Source organism: Streptomyces sp. a15, from assembly GCF_059026085.1.
Genome location: NZ_JBWLKM010000013.1, coordinates 161,493 through 175,330 on the forward strand (window position 1 = coordinate 161,493; position 13,838 = coordinate 175,330).

The window sequence follows — 13,838 nt, forward strand, 5'->3', positions numbered from 1 at the left end:
ACCCAGACCTTCGCCCGCCGCCCGGCACGCAGCCGGGTCGCCTCCGCAGTCGCCGCGCCGCGCCGCGCTCGGCGACCAGTCGGCCCGCGTAAATGCGGACATCACTCATCCCTGTCGGACGATGCGCGTCAGGTCCCCGCCGCCGTGGCGACGGACCAGCCGAGCGGCGGCAGGGACACGGATCCGGTGGCGGAGTCGATGACGGGATCGCCCGCCGCGTGCGTCCAGTGAGCGGGGGGAACACGGCCCGCGGCGGGCTCCGTACCGAAGTTGAGCGCGACGGCGACGGCCGCGCCGGTGCCGGGATCGTCGGCGGTGTAGGTGAGCACCGCGTCGCCGAGGGTGTGGACCTGGGTCCGGGCGCGTACCAGCCACGAGTGACGTCGCCGGATGCCCACAAGGCTCTGGTGGAGCCGCTGGACGGACAACCCTTCGGCGCCGAGACCCGACGGGTCGGCGGGAAAGGCCGGCCGGACCGCGTCGTCCCCGCCCTCGCGCTCCTCCTTGACGCCCTGCCAGGCACGTTCGTCGCCGGCGTAGACGGACGGAATCCCGCCGACGGTGAACAGCACCGTGAGGGCGTGCGCCAGCTGCCCGGGCTCACGCAGGCGGCTGGCGATGCGGGTGACGTCGTGATTGCCGACGAACGTCTGCGGCGCGAAGACGTCCAGCATGGCGTTGTGGCGCCGGAGCGCCCAGGCGAGCTCGTGCGGGTTGGCGTCGTTCAGCGAGCTCCAGATCGCCTTCCACAGTTCGTACTGCGTCACGGAGTCCAGCCCGCCCTCGGTGACGTACTCGGCATAGTCGCCGTGGATCACCTCGCCGCTGAACCAGGCCTCGGGATGCCGGGCCCGGACGCGGTCGGTGACGGTACGCCAGAAGGCCGGGGGGACGGCGTACGCGGCGTCCAGCCGCCAGCCGGAGACACCCCGGTCGAGCCAGTGGTCGAGGACGGCGACGACGTGGTCGGCGACGGCGGGGGAAGCGTGGTTCAGGGCCACCAGATGACGGTGGCCCTCGAAGGTGCGGAAGTCGTCCCCTTCGGGGACGAACCAGTCGGCGTACGCCGAGGCCGTGCCGTGTCGTGCCACGTCGGCGAAGGGGCCGAAGGACCGGCCCACATGGTTGAAGACGCCGTCCAGCAGGACCCGCACCCCACGGGAGGCGGCGCGCTCGACGAGCTCGGTCAGGTCCTCCTCGGTGCCCAGACGGGGATCGATCCGGAAGTGGTCGGTCGTGTCGTAGCCGTGGGTCTCGGAGGCGAAGACCGGGCCCACGGCGAGGCCGTTGCAGCCCAGCGCGATCAGGTGGTCCAGCCAGTCGGCGAGGGCGGGCAGCCGGTGACGCGGAGGCTCGCCCGGGGGCAGGGCGGTGCGCTCCGCGCCGAGGAAGCCCAGCGGATGGATGTGCCACCAGATGGCGTGGTCGGACCAGGACACGGCAGCCTCCGTCAGCTCGGTGGGGTCGTACGGCCGGACGCGACGGCCGTGGGAGGGGCGACCGGCGTCAGCTCGTCACAGGTCCGCCCTGGCCGTCGCCAGCAACTCCTCCGCATGCGCCCGGGCCGTCTGGGAGTCCTCCTGCCCGGCGAGCATCCGGGACAGCTCCCGGACCCGCTCCTCGCCCTCCAGCACCTTCACACCGGACCGGGTCACGGACCCGTCGTTGGTCTTCTCCACCAGCAACTGCCGGTCGGCGAAGGCGGCCACCTGCGGCAGGTGCGTCACGACGACGACCTGCGCGGTCTTCGCGAGCCGGGCCAGCCGCCGTCCGATCTCCACCGCGGCCTTGCCGCCGACACCGGCGTCGACCTCGTCGAAGAGATAGGTCGGCACGGGATCGGTCCCGGCGAAGACGACCTCCACCGCCAGCATGACGCGCGACAGCTCACCACCGGACGCGCCCTTGGCGATCGGCCGGGGCGGCGCTCCCGGATGCGGGGCCAGCAGCAGCTCGACCTCGTCGACACCGGCCGGCCCGTACGCGACCGTACGCCCGCCGACCTCGACGCCCTCCGGATCCTCGGTCTGCCGGATGTCGAAGGACACGCGCGCGTGGGGCATGGCCAGCGAGGCCAGCTCGGCGGTCACGGCGGCCGCGAACCGTTCGGCGGCGTCCGTCCGCGCGTCCGTCAACGCCTGCGCGAGCCCGCCCAGTTCGGTCCGCAGCGCGTCCCGCTCGGCGGTCAGCTCCCCGATCCGTTCGTCGTCGCCGTCCAGCTCGGTGAGCCGCGCGGCACTGCGCTCGGCCCAGTCCAGCACCGAGGCGACGTTCTCGCCGTACTTCCGCGTCAGCGCGGTCAGCGCGGCCCGCCGCTCCTCGACGGCCGCCAGCCGCAGCGGATCGGCGTCCAGGTCGTCTGCGTACCCGGCGAGTTCCCCCGCCACATCACCGAGCAGGATCCCGATCTCCCCGATCCGGTCGGCGAGCTGGGCCAGTGCCGGGTCGTACGAGCGCACGGCGTCCAGGGCCCGCTGCGCGCCCGCGACGAGCGTGGCGGCGTCGATGCCCTCGGGGTCCTCCGGATTGCCGGCCACCGCGGCGTGAGCGGCCGTGGCGGCGGACGACAGGGCCTCCGCGTGCCCGAGCCGCTCCGCCTCCTCCGCCAGCTCCACGTCCTCGCCGGCGCGCGGCTCGACGCCGGCGATCTCGTCGAGGCCGTAACGCAGCATGTCGGCCTCCTGGGCCCGCTCACGCGCGCGCGTGGTGATCTCGTCGAGCTCGACGGAGACCGCCCGCAGCCGCCGGTAGGCCTCGGTGTACTTGGCCAGCGGCCCGGCCACCGCACCCCCCGCGTACCGGTCCAGCGCCTGCCGCTGCCGGGACAGCTTCAGCAGCCCCTGCTGGTCGGTCTGCCCGTGCACGGCCACCAGCTCGTCGGCGAGCTCGGCCAGCACTCCCACGGGTACGCTGCGCCCGCCCAGGTGCGCCCGGGACCGCCCTTCGGCGGAAACGGTACGGCTGATCAGCAGTGCCCCGTCGTCGAGCTCCGCGCCGGCCTCCTCGGCCCGTACGGCGGCGGTGTCGCCCGCGGACACACTGATCCGCCCCTCCACGACCGCGCTCTTGGCGCCGATCCGCACGAGCGCCGCGTCGGCACGACCACCGAGCAACAGCCCCAAGCTGGTGACCACCATGGTCTTGCCGGCACCCGTCTCACCCGTGACAGCGGTGAACCCGGGCGACAGCTCGACGACCGCGTCGTCGATGACTCCGAGCGACCGTATCCGCATTTCCTCCAGCACGGACACGACCTTACGAGGTCAGGGAGGGGAAGTGCGACGCCCCCCGACCCTGACATGTGAAGGTGCAGGTAACGAATGCGCACCGACCTCGCATGTCACCCAGGTGAGTGGACGTCCATAAGGGGCGCGGGGCTGTATCGCTACCCCGCAACCCCTCCGGTAGCGCTAGTGCGGCGCCCCGCGCCATCCAGACACCGGCAACGCGAACTTCGCCACAAGACGATCAGTGAATGACGCGTGATGCAGTCGAGCAAGCCGCACCGGCACAGCCCCCCGCCGCACCTCGACCCGCGCCCCCGGCGGCAACTCCACAGTCCGCCGCCCGTCACACCACAACACACCCGGCGGAATGTGCGGCAGCACCTCCACCGCCAGCACGGAGTCCGGCGAGGTCACCAACGGCTTCGCGAACAGCGCGTGCGCACTGATCGGCACCATCAGCAAGGCCTCGACCTCGGGCCACACCACCGGCCCACCCGCCGAGAACGCATACGCCGTGGACCCCGTCGGGGTGGACAGCACAATCCCGTCACACCCGAACCCGGTGACCGGCCGCCCGTCGATCTCCAGGACGACTTCCAGCAGCTTCTCGGCACCGGCCTTCTGTACGGCCGCCTCGTTCAGGGCCCAGTCCGTATGCACGATGTCGCCGTTGCGATGCACGACGACATCGACGGTCATCCGCTCCTCGACCTCGTACGCCTTCGTCGCCACCCGCTCGACGACCTTGTCGAGATCGTCCCGCTCGGCCTCCGCGAGGAACCCGACTCGCCCCAGGTTGACGCCCAGCATCGGCACTCCGGAAGCCCGCGCGAACTCGGCCCCCCGCAGCAGCGTCCCGTCACCCCCGAGGACGATCAGCAACTCGCATCCGTCGAGGCACTGCGGAGTCGCCTCCTTGACCAGCTCCACCTCTTCCGGCAGCGGCAGATCGAGCGCCTCCGCCTCCAGCACACGCACGCCGATGCCCTCGCGCAGCAGCCCCTTCACCACCAGTTCGGCGCTGCGGATCGCCGCGGGCCGCCCGGTGTGGGCCAGCAGGAAAACAGTACGAGCTCGGTTCTGTGTCAACGCGGCCCCTCCGCCACTGCACGATCAACGTCGGCCGGGTCCAGTTCGGGTGCACCCGACCGCAGCCACAGAAAATACTCGACATTCCCGGACGGGCCGGGCAAGGGGCTGGCGGTGACACCCTTCACGCCGAGCCCCAGTTCCCACGCCCGCCGGGCCACCGCGCGCACGGCCTCAGCGCGCAGCTGCGGACTCCGTACGACTCCCCCACTGCCCAGCCGCTCCTTCCCCACCTCGAACTGCGGCTTGACCATCATCACCAGATCGGCGTCCGGCTTCACGCACCGCACCAGGGCGGGCAGCACCAGTCCGAGCGGGATGAAGGACAGATCCCCCACGACAAGATCCACAGACTCCCCATCGATCACTTCCAGCGTCAACTCGCGTACGTTCGTACGGTCCTTGACGGTGACGCGTTCATCGCTCTGAAGAGACCAGGCGAGTTGTCCGTAGCCGACGTCGACGGCGACGACGTGCGCGGCCCCCGACCGCAGCAGCACATCCGTGAAACCGCCGGTGGACGCGCCTGCGTCCAGCGCCCGCCGCCCCTCGACGACCAGCCCCTGCGGTACGAACGCCTCGAGCGCGCCGGCGAGCTTGTGGCCGCCGCGCGAGACGTAGTCGGGATCGCCGTCGTCGACCGCGACCACGATCGCCGCGGCGGTCTCCACCTGCGTGGCCGGCTTGGTCGCGACGGCCTTGCCGACGGTGACCCGCCCCGCGGCGATCAGCTGGCTCGCGTGCTCGCGCGAGCGCGCCAGCTTCCGGCGGACCAGCTCCGCGTCGAGACGACGGCGTGCGACTCCTGCCACGTTCGGTTCAGCTCCTGCTTGCGTACGGCGATTGAAAGGTGTGACCCGAAGGGTCTCGTTGAGGGGTGGTGGTCGGGTGACGGGTGGGAGCCGGAGGTCCCGGGCGGGCGTCGAGCGCGGTGAGCGCGTCGCGCAGCCCCTGGTGTACATCCTCGTACACCTCGACGTGTCCGTCGGTGGCGAGGTGGTCGGCATCGGCGAGCCGCTCCAACTGGGCGTCGACCTCGGCGTTGCCGGTGGGAGTGCGGGGCACGTTCAGCGCGGCGGGGGCGGCGGGGTCGTGATCGGCCTGCGCCTCCACCGTCTCCCGCGTCTCCCCTGTCTCCGCCGTCTCCTGCGGGGTCTCCGTCTCCGGAACCGAGTCGCTCATGCCCAGACGCTACCCCGAACCGCTGCGGTACCGTCGATCGCGATGGCCACGATCGAGGAGTGCCGCGCCGCACTCGAGAAGCTCTCCGACAACATGCAGACCGCCGAAGGCGACGTCGGCGCTGCCGCCGCTCTGGACCGATCGGTCAGCTGCCGCATCACCGACCTGGACGTCACGTTCGTCGGCCGCATGACGGGCGGCCGGATCGTGGTCCAGGACACACTGCAGGGACCGCCGCCGGAAAAGGCCCAGATCAGACTGACCCTGGCCGGCGACGACCTGGTCGCCATGGTGAACGGCGAGCTGAACTTCGCGAAGGCCTGGGGCTCGGGCCGGGTGAAGCTGGAGGCAGGCCTCAGGGACCTGCTCCGCCTCAGGAAGCTTCTGTAGCGGCCACCTTCTCGACGTCGGTCTCCTCGGCGTCGGTCTTCGCCAGGTCGGCCTTCGCGTCCGTACGCGCCTTCCGCGCCGCCGGCACCACCAGCGGCGTGCCCGTCTCCGGGTCATCGATGACCTGGCAGCGCAGCCCGAAGACCTCCTGGACCAGGTCCGCGGTGACGATGTCGTTCGGCGCCCCCTCGGCGATGATCCTGCCGTCCTTCAGGGCGATCAGGTGCGTGGCGTACCGGGCGGCGTGGTTGAGGTCGTGCAGCACGGCGACCAGCGTGCGACCCTGCTCCTCGTGCAGTTCGGCGCACAGGTCGAGGACGTCGATCTGGTGCTGGATGTCGAGGTAGGTCGTCGGCTCGTCGAGCAGCAGCAGCGGCGTCTGCTGGGCGAGCGCCATCGCGATCCACACCCGCTGCCGCTGACCGCCGGACAGCTCGTCGACATACCGGTCGGCTAGTTCGGCCACCCCGGTCTGGGTCATCGACTCCTGTACGACCCGCTCGTCCTCGGTGGACCACTGGCGCAGGATGCCCTGGTGCGGGTAGCGGCCGCGGCCGACGAGGTCGGCGACGGTGATGCCGTCGGGCGCGATCGACGACTGCGGGAGCAGCCCGAGGGTGCGCGCGACCTTCTTCGCCGGCATCGACTGGATGACGTTGCCGTCGAGGAGCACCCGCCCCTGGTTCGGCTTCAGCATCCGCGACAGCGCCCGCAACAGCGTGGACTTGCCGCACGCGTTCGGGCCGACGATCACGGTGAAGGAGTTGTCGGGTATCTCGACCGACAACTCCTCGGCGATGACCCGCTGGTCGTAGGCGAGGGTCACGTTCTCGGCGGACAGGCGGTTCACAGTGCTCCTTCGGGTGTTCTCGTTCGCCGTGCCGCGCGTCTCGGGCCGGGATTCCTTCTGCGGGCTCATATCCGGCCCGCCTTTCGCTCGGTGACCAGCAGCCACAGCAGGTAGACGCCGCCGAGGACACCGGTGACCACCCCCACGGGCACCTGGTCGGCGCCGAAGGTGCGCTGCGAGATCCAGTCGGCGGTGACCAGGAGGGCGGCGCCCATGCACAGGGACGGCAGCAGGTTCGGGCCGGGCGAGCGGGTCAGCCGGCGGGCCAGCTGCGGTGCGGTGAGCGCCACGAAGCTGACGGGACCGGCGGCCGCGGTGGCGGTCGCCGTGAGCAGGACGGCGGCGACCAACAGCAGCAGCCGTACGCGCTCGACACGCACCCCGAGGGCGTACGACACGTCGTCGCCCATCTCCATCATCCGCAGCCCGCGCGCATTGGCGAGGACGAACGGCACGAGCACGCCGCACAGCATGAGCAGCGGCCAGACCTGGTCCCAGTCACGCCCGTTGAGCGACCCGGTCATCCAGACGACCGCACGGGCGGCGTCCACGATGTCGGACACGGTGAGCAGATAGCCGTTGATCGCGGTGACGATCGCGGAGACACCGATACCGACCAGGACCAGTCGGTAGCCGTGCACTCCCCGCTTCCAGGCGAGCAGATAGATGGCGAACCCGGTCGCGAGACCGCCTACGAGCGCGCCGAGGGTGACCTGCGCCGCGCTGCCGGAGAACAGCACGATCATCACGAGCGCGCCGGCTGTGGCTCCCTGCCCGAGCCCGAGCACGTCCGGACTGCCCAGCGGATTGCGGGAGATGGCCTGGAACAGCGCACCCCCGACCCCCAGCGAGGCACCCACCAGGAGCCCGACGAGGACCCGCGGCAACCGCAGTTCGTTGACGATGAACTCCTGGCCCGCGTTGCCGTCGCCGGCGAGCGTCTTGAGCACGTCGGCGGCCGGGATCGGGAAGTCGCCGGTGCCGATCAGCACGACGCTCGCGGCGAGCGCGGCGCACAGCAGCAGGGCCACGACGGTGACGGCACGGACGTCCACACGGAGCGAGAGCCCGCCCGGCGTCCTGATGGCACGGTTGGTCTTCACAGCTGCGCCGTCCTCCGCCGTCGTACGAGATAGATGAAGACCGGGCCGCCGATGATCGCGGTGACGATGCCGACCTGGAGTTCCGAGGGTCGGGCGATGATCCGGCCGATGACGTCGGCACCGAGCAGCAGCACCGGCGACAGGATGGTCGCGTACGGCAGGATCCAGCGCAGGTCGGGCCCGGTGAAGGACCGTACGACGTGCGGGACCATCAGCCCGACGAACACGATCGGCCCGCACGCGGCGGTCGCCGCCCCGCACAGCACGGTTGCTGAGAGCATGGCCAGCGCCCGGGTGCGGTTCAGGTTGGCGCCGAGGGCCTTGGCGGTGTCGTCGCCCATCTCCATGGCGTTCAGCGGCCGGGCCAGCGAGAGCGCGAGGAGCGTGCCCACCGCGATGAACGGAAGGACCTGGAGGATGGCCGAGTCGCTCGCCGAGGCCAGCGAACCGACGGTCCAGAAGCGCATCCGGGACAGCGCCACGTCGTCCAGGATCATCACGGCCTGGAGATAGCCGTAGAGCGCGGCGCTGATCGCGGTGCCGGCGAGCGCCAGCCGCACCGGTGTCGCTCCCCGGCTGCCGCCGAGGAACCAGACCAGCGCCCCGACCGCCGCCGCGCCGGCGAACGCGAACCAGACATAGCCGCTCAGCGAGGTGACGCCGAAGAACGTGATGGCGGTGACGACCGCGGCGGACGCACCCGCGTTGATGCCGAGCAGTCCGGGATCGGCCAGCGGATTGCGCGTGAGCGCCTGGAGCACGGCCCCGGCCAGGCCGAGCGCGGCACCGGCGAGCAGCCCCAGCACCGTTCGCGAGATCCGGTCGGCGACCACGACGTCGCCGTATGTCCCCGTGTCCTGGAACAGGCCGTGCCAGACCTGCCCCATGGACAACGCCTTCGCGCCGATCGCGATGCTGGCCAGCGCGACGAGCACCAGGATCGCCACGGAGACGAGCAGCCCAATGGCTCGTATCGCCCGGCGGGTTGGGGGCGCGGGGGCGGTCTCCGCGCGCTGTTCGGGAGGACTGTCTACCAACACGCAGTTAGGTTAGCCTACCCTCGCATTCAGCCACGATTCCGTGTCACGAACGCTTCGCACCCTCACAGGACGAGCCTGCGCCGGCCCCGCCCGGGTGGACACCCCCGACGGCTCACAAACCCAGTCGTGCCAGCGCCTTCCCTCCGTCCAGTGCGCATACACCTGCTCCGGCCGCCGTCCAGGCCGCCGCGCACAGCGCGCGCAAGCCGTCCAGAGCCTCACCGTCACCGTCTAGTTCCAGCCTCCCCCACTCTCGACTTCGCCCGAGCGGGGGGACCCCCATGCCACCGGCCACCGCCGTCCAGCCACCGCACCGGAACCCGTCGCCCTCCTCGACGACTTCGGGCTGCCCGGTGAGCATCCCCCGCAGATCGGCGTCGACATACGTCGGCCGGTGCTGCGGCGGCGCGGCGAGCAACTGCGGGCCGTCCGTCACCCCGGTCAGGACGAGCAGCGAGTCGACCTCCCCGTTGAACGCGCCCTCGATGTCCGTGTCCAGCCGGTCCCCCACCACCAGCGGCCGCTGGGCACCGGTCCGCAGAACCGTCTCCCGGTGCATGGGCGGCAACGGCTTGCCCGCCACCTGCGGCTCGGCACCCGTGGCGATCCGCACCACCTCCACCGCCGCGCCGTTGCCCGGCGCGATCCCGCGTGCGCTGGGAATCGTCAGGTCGGTGTTGGACGCGAACCACGGAACCCCGCGCGCGATGGCGTAACACGCCTCCGCGAAACGCCCCCAGGGCAGTTCGGGCCCGCCGTACCCCTGCACGACCGCCGCCGGATCGTCGTCCGCCGACTCCACCGGCTCGAGGCCGCGCTCCCGCAGCGCCACCCGCAGCCCCTCCCCGCCGATCACCAGCACCCGCGCGCCTGCCGGGACCTGCTCGGCGATCAGCCGGGCGACCGCCTGCGCGGAGGTGATGACGTCCGACGCCTCCGTCGGTATGCCCAGCTCGGTGAGGTGGCCGGCCACGGTGTCTGGCGTCCGCAGCGCGTTGTTGGTGACGTACGCGAGATGCATCCCGCCCGCGCGGGCGGTGGCGAGCGACTCGACGGCGTACGCGATCGCGTTCCCGCCCGCATACACCACCCCGTCCAGGTCGAGCAGCGCCGTGTCGTACGCCTCGCTCAGGGCCTGCCCACTGCCCTCGGGCTTCGTCCTGACGCCCTGGCTCATTCCGCATCGCTCCTTGGTGTGGCTCGCTTTCCCCCGATCATCCCCCATGCCACTGACACCCGTACGATGCCGGGATGAACACAGCAGGCCATTCGGAAGCAACGACGCGCCGGGGCCTGGAACTCACCCCGTTCCGAGGCCTGCGCTACGACCCCGACCGAGTCGGCAGCCTGGCCGCCGTGACCTCCCCGCCGTACGACGTCGTGGTCCGCCCCGACGGCCTGCACCATCTCCAGTCCGCCGACCCGTACAACATCGTCAGGCTGATCCTGCCCCAGGCCGCCACCCCCAGCGTCCGCAACGAACAGGCCGCCGACACCCTGCGCCGCTGGCTCTCCGAAGGCATCCTGACCACCGACACCGAACCGGGCCTGTACGTCTACGAGCAGCGCGACGGCGACGGCATGCTCCAGCGCGGCATCATCGGCGCCCTGCGCCTGTCGGAGCCCTCGGAGGGCGTCGTCCTGCCCCACGAGGACGTCATGCCGCACGTGGTCGCCGACCGCGCCGCCCTGATGCGCGCCACCTCCGCCAACCTGGAGCCGCTGCTCCTGACGTACCGCGGAAATGGTTCGGCGTCCGCCACCGCCGAGGCCGTCGAACGCACCGCCGCACAGCCCCCGCTGCTCGCCACCACCACAGAGGACGGCTTCAGCCACCGCCTGTGGTCGGTCACCGACCCCGCCGACCTGGCCCGCATCCGCTCCGACCTGGCCGATCACCAGGCCCTGATCGCCGACGGCCACCACCGCTGGGCCACCTACCGACGGCTACGCGCGGAGCACCCCTCTCCCAGCCCCTGGGACTACGGCCTGGTCCTCCTCGTCGACACGGCCCGCTATCCCCTGCGCGTCCGCGCCATCCACCGCCTTCTGCACGGCCTGCCGGTCGCGGAGGCCCTGGCGCCCCTGGAGGGCCACTTCCGCATCCATCGCCTGGAACTCCCGTTGGCCGAGGCCCTGGACGCCCTGGCCGACGCCGCCCGCGCAGGCAACGCCTTCCTGCTGGCCGGCGACGGCGCCTTCCACCTCGTCGACCGCCCCGACCCGGCCCTGCTGGCCCGCACGATCCCCACGGACCGCCCGGCGGCCTGGCGCACCCTGGACGCCACGGTCCTGCACGCCACCCTCCTCGACCACGTCTGGCACATCCCAGAGGACTCCCCCGCCCACATCGCCTACATACACGACACGGCCGCCACGGTCGCGAAGGCGGAACGCGACGGCGGAACGGCGGTCCTGATGCACCCGGTCCGCGAGGAGGTCGTACGGGACCTCGCCCGCCAGGGCGTCACCATGCCCCGCAAGTCGACGTCGTTCGGCCCGAAGCCGGCCTCGGGCCTGGTGCTGCGCGCGCTGGACGTCTGAACATGCGAAAGGGCGGGACCCCGGTCAGGGGCCCCGCCCTTTCACTCAGCGACGTCAGTCCTTGTGGTCGTCCTTGGCGTCGTTGTCGTTGTCGTTGTCGTTGTCGTTGTCGTTGTCGTTGTCAGCCTCGGAGTCCTCAGCGACCTCGACGGCATGCGCGGGCGCCTCCTGGGACACAGCGTCGTCCTCAGCCTCCGCCTCCGCCTCAGCTTCAGCCTCCGCCTCGCTCTCGTCGAAGGCGTCGACGAACTCCACACCGTCCATCTCGGCAAGCCGGTCCGACGCGTCCGTGCTGCCGTCCTTGTCGGCCTCCGCGGCCTTCGCGAACCACTCCCGTGCCTCGCCCTCACGACCGGCCGCCAGCAGCGCGTCCGCGTACGCGTACCGCAGCCGCGCGGTCCACGGCTGTACGGAGTTGGAGGCCAGCTCCGGGCTCTGCAGCGTCACGATGGCCGCGTCGAGCTGATCCATGTCACGCCGAGCGCCGGCCGCGACGAGCCGCATCTCGACCTGCCCGGCCTTGTCCAGCTTGTGCACCTCGGGCGCCCCGGCCATGTCCAGCGCCTTCTCCGGCCGCCCGAGCCCACGCTCGCAGTCCGCCATGACGGGCCACAGGTCGACACCGCCGGTCATCCGCCGCGCGGCCCTGAACTCCGCGAGCGCCTCGCTGTACTTCTGGTTCGCGTACGCCGCGAACCCGCCGGCCTCGCGTACGGCAGCGACCCGCGACGCCAGCCGCAGGGCCACCTTCGAGTAGGCGTACGCCGCCTCGGGGTCCTCGTCGATGAGCCGCGCCACCATCACCAGGTTCTTGGCGACGTCCTCGGCGAGCCCCTTCGGCAGACTCTGCAACTCCTGCCGTACGTCCTTGTCGATCTCCTCGCCCGTGACGTCCTCCGGGATCGGCAGCCGCTTGATGGGCTCCCGGTCGCGGTCGCGCTCGTCCCGGAAACGCCCGCCACCACGCCGGTCGTCACCGCCACGGAAGCCGCCGGGACGTCCGCCACGGTCGTCACGCCGGTCGTCACGACGCGGCCCACGGGGGCCGCCGCCACGGTCGTCCCGGCCCCGGTACCCGCCGCGGTCTCCGCCTTGCCCCCCGCGGCTGTCGTCACGACGGAAACCACCGCGACTGTCGTCACGACGGACTCCTCCGCGGTTGTCGTCGCGCCGGTCGTCACGCCGGAAACCACCGCGGTCATCGCCCCGACGGTCATCACGGCGGTCGTCCCGCCGCTCATCACTGCGGAAGCCACCGCGATCGCCACGGTCACCTCGGTCGTCCCGGCGGACTCCACGGTCACGGTCATCGATGCGGAAGGAGGGACGGTCACCGCGGTCGTCACGACGGAAGCCGCCCCGGTCACCGCCGTCACGGCGATCATCGCGCCGGTCATCCCGACGGTCATCACGGCGAGCGAAACCACCACGGTCATCGCCCCGACGATCGTCACGCCGACCAGCGAACCCACCACGATTGTCATCGCGCCGGAAGCCACCGCGATTGTCGTCCCGACGCTCTACGCGCTCCCCACGCTCGCCACGGTCGTCACGCCGGAAGGAGGGACGGTCACCGTCACGCCGGAAGCCACCGCGGTCCCCACGGTCGTCACGCCGCGGCCCGGCCGAACGGTCATCGCGACGCGGCGCCGCGGGACGATCGTCCCGGCGCGGCCCGGCCGAACGGTCATCACGGCGCGGCCCGGCCGAACGGTCATCACGGCGCGGCGCCGCGGGACGATCGTCCCGGCGCGGCCCGGCCGGACGGTCATCACGGCGGAACGCCGGACGAGGCCCACGGTCGCCCTCTCGACGGTCATCTCGCCGGCCACCGCTGTACCCACCACGGTTGTCGTCACGCCGGAAGCCACCGCGGTCCCCACGGTCATCGCGGCGCGGTCCTGCGGGACGGTCGTCACGGCTCGGAGACGCTCCGCGATTGTCGTCACGGCGGAAACCACCGCGGTCCCCACGGTCATCGCCTCGCCGGTCATCACGGCGATCATCGCGACGGACATAACTACCGCGGTCGTTACCGCCACGGTCGGAACCGCCACGGTCGCTGTCCCGGCGGTCATTGTCGCGACGGACGCCGCCACGGTCTCCGCGGTAACCGCCGCGGTCGCCCCGGTCGCCGCGGTCGCCGCGGTCACCACTGTCCCGTCGCCGCTGGTCGCGCTCCGGTCGGTCGTCGGGAGAGTTGGTGGACATCGGTGACTCCTGTCTTCGGTACTGCAAGTTCATTCTCGCGCAGCCGAGTACCCGGCGCGCTCCGGAAAAACAAAAAGGACCCCTGGTCCCCAGCTGAACGCTGGGGACCAGGGGTCCTTCCAAAGATTGTTCGGCGGCGTCCTACTCTCCCACAGGGTCCCCCCTGCAGTACCATCGGCGCTGTAAGGCTTAGCTTCCGGGT

Annotated in this window: 12 protein-coding genes, 1 rRNA gene and 1 pseudogene; 2 read left to right on the top strand and 12 right to left on the bottom strand. The window is 71.6% G+C overall.

Translation table 11 applies throughout. From position 1 onward, the window contains the following. Positions 1–128: 128 nt before the first annotated feature. The 5 genes from AC5P09_RS16840 to AC5P09_RS16860 form a co-directional block, all read right to left on the bottom strand. Positions 129–1,439 carry an alpha-amylase family protein gene (locus AC5P09_RS16840; protein WP_493874684.1) on the bottom strand — a complete coding sequence of 437 codons (1,311 nt, stop codon included), beginning with the start codon at positions 1,437–1,439 and terminating at the stop codon, positions 129–131. A gap of 75 nt (positions 1,440–1,514) precedes the next feature. Next, a complete protein-coding gene (gene recN, locus AC5P09_RS16845; protein ID WP_493874699.1) occupies positions 1,515–3,233 on the bottom strand; it encodes a DNA repair protein RecN in 1,719 nt (572 codons plus the stop codon). A gap of 177 nt (positions 3,234–3,410) precedes the next feature. After that, positions 3,411–4,316, bottom strand: a complete 906-nt coding sequence (locus AC5P09_RS16850) for an NAD kinase (protein WP_266442047.1) — start codon at positions 4,314–4,316, stop codon at positions 3,411–3,413. Further along, positions 4,313–5,128 carry a TlyA family RNA methyltransferase gene (locus AC5P09_RS16855; RefSeq protein WP_493874685.1) on the bottom strand — a complete coding sequence of 272 codons (816 nt, stop codon included), beginning with the start codon at positions 5,126–5,128 and terminating at the stop codon, positions 4,313–4,315. Before AC5P09_RS16855 ends, AC5P09_RS16850 begins: the two co-directional genes overlap by 4 nt. A gap of 7 nt (positions 5,129–5,135) precedes the next feature. Further along, positions 5,136–5,498 (bottom strand): hypothetical protein, encoded by a 363-nt coding sequence (locus tag AC5P09_RS16860; RefSeq protein WP_493874686.1) that lies wholly within the window; start codon positions 5,496–5,498, stop codon positions 5,136–5,138. Positions 5,499–5,540: 42 nt separating this feature from the next. Between AC5P09_RS16860 and AC5P09_RS16865 the strand changes: the two genes are divergently transcribed. After that, a complete protein-coding gene (locus AC5P09_RS16865; protein ID WP_493874687.1) occupies positions 5,541–5,888 on the top strand; it encodes an SCP2 sterol-binding domain-containing protein in 348 nt (115 codons plus the stop codon). On the opposite strand, the gene AC5P09_RS16870 is transcribed toward AC5P09_RS16865, so the two are convergent. From AC5P09_RS16870 to AC5P09_RS16885, 4 genes are all read right to left on the bottom strand, one after another. Next, positions 5,872–6,807, bottom strand: coding sequence for an ABC transporter ATP-binding protein (locus AC5P09_RS16870; protein ID WP_493874688.1), 936 nt, complete (start codon positions 6,805–6,807; stop codon positions 5,872–5,874). The two genes, AC5P09_RS16865 and AC5P09_RS16870, sit on opposite strands and share 17 nt — an antisense overlap. Continuing rightward, a complete protein-coding gene (locus AC5P09_RS16875) occupies positions 6,804–7,841 on the bottom strand; it encodes a FecCD family ABC transporter permease (protein WP_493874689.1) in 1,038 nt (345 codons plus the stop codon). Before AC5P09_RS16875 ends, AC5P09_RS16870 begins: the two co-directional genes overlap by 4 nt. Next, on the bottom strand, positions 7,838–8,881 hold the full coding sequence (locus tag AC5P09_RS16880) for a FecCD family ABC transporter permease (protein WP_493874690.1): 1,044 nt from the start codon (positions 8,879–8,881) through the stop codon (positions 7,838–7,840). The genes AC5P09_RS16875 and AC5P09_RS16880 overlap by 4 nt, the downstream gene beginning before the upstream one ends. A 112-nt stretch (positions 8,882–8,993) precedes the next feature. Beyond that, the gene (locus tag AC5P09_RS16885; protein ID WP_493874691.1) at positions 8,994–10,058 is read right to left on the bottom strand and encodes an HAD-IIA family hydrolase; all 1,065 of its coding nucleotides are present in this window, start codon (positions 10,056–10,058) and stop codon (positions 8,994–8,996) included. Positions 10,059–10,132: 74 nt separating this feature from the next. On the opposite strand from AC5P09_RS16885, the gene AC5P09_RS16890 reads away from it, so the two are divergent. Then, entirely contained in the window at positions 10,133–11,425 is a 1,293-nt protein-coding gene (locus AC5P09_RS16890; protein ID WP_493874692.1) for a DUF1015 domain-containing protein, read from the top strand. Positions 11,426–11,479: 54 nt separating this feature from the next. On the opposite strand, the gene AC5P09_RS16895 is transcribed toward AC5P09_RS16890, so the two are convergent. The 3 genes and pseudogenes from AC5P09_RS16895 to rrf form a co-directional block, all read right to left on the bottom strand. Continuing rightward, positions 11,480–12,334 (bottom strand): tetratricopeptide repeat protein, encoded by an 855-nt coding sequence (locus AC5P09_RS16895; RefSeq protein ID WP_493874700.1) that lies wholly within the window; start codon positions 12,332–12,334, stop codon positions 11,480–11,482. A 42-nt stretch (positions 12,335–12,376) separates the two neighbouring features. Further along, positions 12,377–13,669: pseudogene (locus AC5P09_RS16900) on the bottom strand (hypothetical protein); the annotation flags it as partial. Positions 13,670–13,764: 95 nt separating this feature from the next. Beyond that, a 5S ribosomal RNA gene (rrf, locus tag AC5P09_RS16905) occupies positions 13,765–13,838 on the bottom strand; the annotation flags it as partial.

Excerpts from the sequence above, each read along its gene's own strand:
- AC5P09_RS16860 (WP_493874686.1), bottom strand. The coding sequence starts at position 5,498 with ATGAGCGACTCGGTTCCGGAGACGGAGACCCCGCAGGAGACGGCGGAG.
- AC5P09_RS16870 (WP_493874688.1), bottom strand. The coding sequence starts at position 6,807 with ATGAGCCCGCAGAAGGAATCCCGGCCCGAGACGCGCGGCACGGCGAAC.
- AC5P09_RS16885 (WP_493874691.1), bottom strand. The coding sequence starts at position 10,058 with ATGAGCCAGGGCGTCAGGACGAAGCCCGAGGGCAGTGGGCAGGCCCTG.
- recN (WP_493874699.1), bottom strand. The coding sequence starts at position 3,233 with ATGCGGATACGGTCGCTCGGAGTCATCGACGACGCGGTCGTCGAGCTG.
- AC5P09_RS16890 (WP_493874692.1), top strand. The coding sequence starts at position 10,133 with ATGAACACAGCAGGCCATTCGGAAGCAACGACGCGCCGGGGCCTGGAA.
- AC5P09_RS16865 (WP_493874687.1), top strand. The coding sequence starts at position 5,541 with ATGGCCACGATCGAGGAGTGCCGCGCCGCACTCGAGAAGCTCTCCGAC.